Genomic DNA, 2926 nt, shown 5'->3' on the forward strand with positions numbered 1-2926 from the left:
CACAGTCATTGCGAGCCATCCGTACCCGGCCCGATACCGCACACGGACCTTGAACAGAGACTTCGTCACTGCGAGCCCCCCGTATCCGGCTCGATACCGCACACGGACCTTGAACCGTCATCGCGAGCGAAGCGCGGCGATCCATGACTTCCGACTGCATAGATTGCTTCACTGCGTTCGCAATGACGGCCATTTGTGCAACGACGGGACTGTTCATGGAAAGCGTAGCGCGGCAATCCATGACCCTGAACTTCATGGATTGCCACGTCGCTACGCTTCTCGCAATGACGAATAATTTTTCAAAGCCGGGCTATAATCTCCGGCTTTGTTGCTTATCCCGTGAGGGATTCTGGCGGCATTCGGGTTACCGCCACCCTATTCTTGGCGAGGTGAGGCCTCTGGCGTCAGTCAGGGCCGTTTAAAAGTATCGGAGTGTCCACATGGCACGCGTATGTGAAGTCACGGGCAAAGGCCCGATGGTCGGGAACAAGGTTTCCCACGCCAACAACAGAACCAAACGCCGGTTCCTGCCGAACCTGCAATACCGCCGTTTCTGGGTCGAGTCAGAAAACCGCTGGGTGCGCCTGCGCATCTCCAACGCCGGTCTGCGTTTGATCGACAAAAATGGCATTGACGCTGTGCTCGCAGATTTGCGCGCCCGTGGTCAGGCCTGAAACCTTTTACTGAAAGAACATCATGGCAACCAAAGGCGGACGCGAAAAAATCAAGCTGGAATCGACAGCCGGCACCGGTCACTTCTACACGACTGACAAAAACAAGAAGACCACTCCCGAGAAATTGCTGATCAAGAAATTTGATCCCAAAGCTCGCAAGCACGTGGATTACAAGGAAATGAAACTGAAGTAATTCGGTTTTCCTGATTCACAAAAAAGCCCGCATCAAGCGGGCTTTTTTGTTACCAAAGTTTTTGCCAGATTGTTGACTCGGGAAATGTTGTAAAGCGGATGCCGGCAGAAGACCCGTTGCGGTCAGCCACGCGGTACTTTCGTGGGTCAAGTCCGCAGCGGGAGCAGACATTGTGGTGCATGATCCACTGGGCTATAGTTCAGACCACCTGAAACGTCGAAAGACGTTAACTCGACGTCAACCAAATTTCGCCAGGATAGGCGACAGTGCGCAGGTAATGCGCAAACACCGGGCGCGACAAGCGCCATTGTTCTCGCACCTGGATCACATCTTGCGGCAGCAGCACCGGCGCTGGTTTGCTTTCAACCTTGAAGTTGCGCAGCGTTAGCTTGCCCTCGCGTTCAGATTTGAGCGCCTAAAAACCTTCTGTGACTTCAGCAAAAATGTCGCGTTTATTGGTCATCATGTTCTCCGTCTTTTGGGTGTCGGTTTTCCAACTCGTTTTTCAACTGCCCATTTGGTTTGGACTAAAGTTCATTGGGACGGGCAATCGAGCGCCCCCCACTGCGCAGCTGACAATCAACCGCTGATAGCCTTTGTTTGGGGACATCGAAAATCAGCCCTAACTTGCTACAGGGACTTCCCGATAAGTCAAGGATGGATTTGCATTTTCCTGATCAACAGTATTTTGCATTCGTGTGAACAGAAGCTGCGCTAAAACGAGGAACAGACTGCACATCTACAGACGGCCTTGTTGCACCGGAACAGCCAGTTCGGACCCAGATACGAACCGCTCAGCGGGGCTCCATTCATGAACCGTGGTGTTGCGCATGCGCTTTTGCCACTGCAAGTTAGTCGAGCTTGCCCGCTGCCGGTCTGACCTGTTTATTGCATCTTCACTTTCACGTCTTGCTGATACCCATAAAAAATATTCTGGTGTGCATCAAGCCGCCATCATGGCGGTCCTCAAAGTGCCAGGTTTTACGCTGACATGACTTGCATCGAACGGTTTTCCACGCACGAACATCAGCACCCCTAGCGTGTACAGGACCGGTTTATGCCGACCTGATCCGCAAAGTGTAAATGAAGCATCCGGCTTGAGACATAATGCAGGCTTCATCCACCCTCAGAAAGCAAACCAGGTGGCAGGTCCGACCGTTGATTTTTGGCAGCAGCGCTTCGACAACCATGAAACCAGCTGGGACCGCGGCAGCCCCAGCCCGCAGCTGCTGGCTTGGCTCGACGCTGGCGAGTTGCTGCCCTGCCGCATCGCGGTGCCAGGTTGCGGCACAGGCTGGGAAGTGGCCGAGCTGGCGCGGCGCGGCTTCGACGTCACCGGCGTTGACTACACCGCCGCCGCGGTGGCCAAAACGCGCGCGCTGCTGCAGGCGCAGCGGCTCACGGCGGAAGTGGTTCAGGCTGACGTGCTGAGCTACCAGCCGCAGCACCCGTTCGATGCCATCTACGAGCAAACCTGCCTGTGCGCCATTCACCCCGAGCACTGGCTGGACTACACACAGCAACTGCACCGGTGGCTCAAGTCTGCGGGCAGCCTGTGGGTGCTGTACATGCAGATGCTGCGCCCGGCAGCCAGCGAGCAGGGCGTCATCCACGGGCCGCCCTACCACTGCGACATCAATGCCATGCGCGCCTTGTTCACCGAGAAGGCCTGGGCCTGGCCCAAGCCGCCCTACGTCAAGGTGGATCACCCCAAGCTGTCACACGAACTCGCGCTGCGCCTGGTGCGCCGCTGAGATATGTCTTGACGCCGTCCCCCAAAGGACGAGGGAGCAAGACAAAACTACGTGGTTCAGGCCCGTCTGGCTCAAGGCTTTGCCGGATGCGCTGACTGCGCGGCAAGCAGCGGCTCAAATAGCATCTCCTGACCGGCGCGGCGCACCTTTACCGCGACGCTATCGCCCGGCTTCTTGCCGCCGATCACGATGCTCACATCACCCTGCTCATCCACGGGGAAATTGTCGAGAGAAACAAAGACATCGCCCGGCATCAGGCCAACCTGCGCTGCGGGTGAGCCCGGCACCACCTTGTCGATGACCAC

The 2926-nt window shown here is 56.6% G+C and carries 4 protein-coding genes; 3 read left to right on the forward strand and 1 reads right to left on the reverse strand.

Annotated elements, in window-relative coordinates; genetic code table 11:
* The first annotated feature begins 440 nt into the window (after positions 1-440).
* From rpmB to IBX54_RS14025, 3 genes are all read left to right on the forward strand, one after another.
* The gene (gene rpmB, locus IBX54_RS14015; protein WP_296543274.1) at positions 441-674 is read left to right on the forward strand and encodes a 50S ribosomal protein L28; all 234 of its coding nucleotides are present in this window, start codon (positions 441-443) and stop codon (positions 672-674) included.
* Between the two features lie 22 nt (positions 675-696).
* Positions 697-867, forward strand: coding sequence for a 50S ribosomal protein L33 (gene rpmG / locus IBX54_RS14020; RefSeq protein WP_180131837.1), 171 nt, complete (start codon positions 697-699; stop codon positions 865-867).
* Between the two features lie 1142 nt (positions 868-2009).
* Positions 2010-2621 (forward strand): methyltransferase domain-containing protein, encoded by a 612-nt coding sequence (locus IBX54_RS14025; protein WP_296543275.1) that lies wholly within the window; start codon positions 2010-2012, stop codon positions 2619-2621.
* Between the two features lie 71 nt (positions 2622-2692).
* On the opposite strand, the gene IBX54_RS14030 is transcribed toward IBX54_RS14025, so the two are convergent.
* The coding region (locus IBX54_RS14030; protein ID WP_296543276.1) for a PDZ domain-containing protein at positions 2693-2926 on the reverse strand (234 nt) is incomplete at its 5' end.

Source organism: Rhodoferax sp. (assembly GCF_014859475.1).
Lineage (GTDB): Bacteria > Pseudomonadota > Gammaproteobacteria > Burkholderiales > Burkholderiaceae_C > Rhodoferax.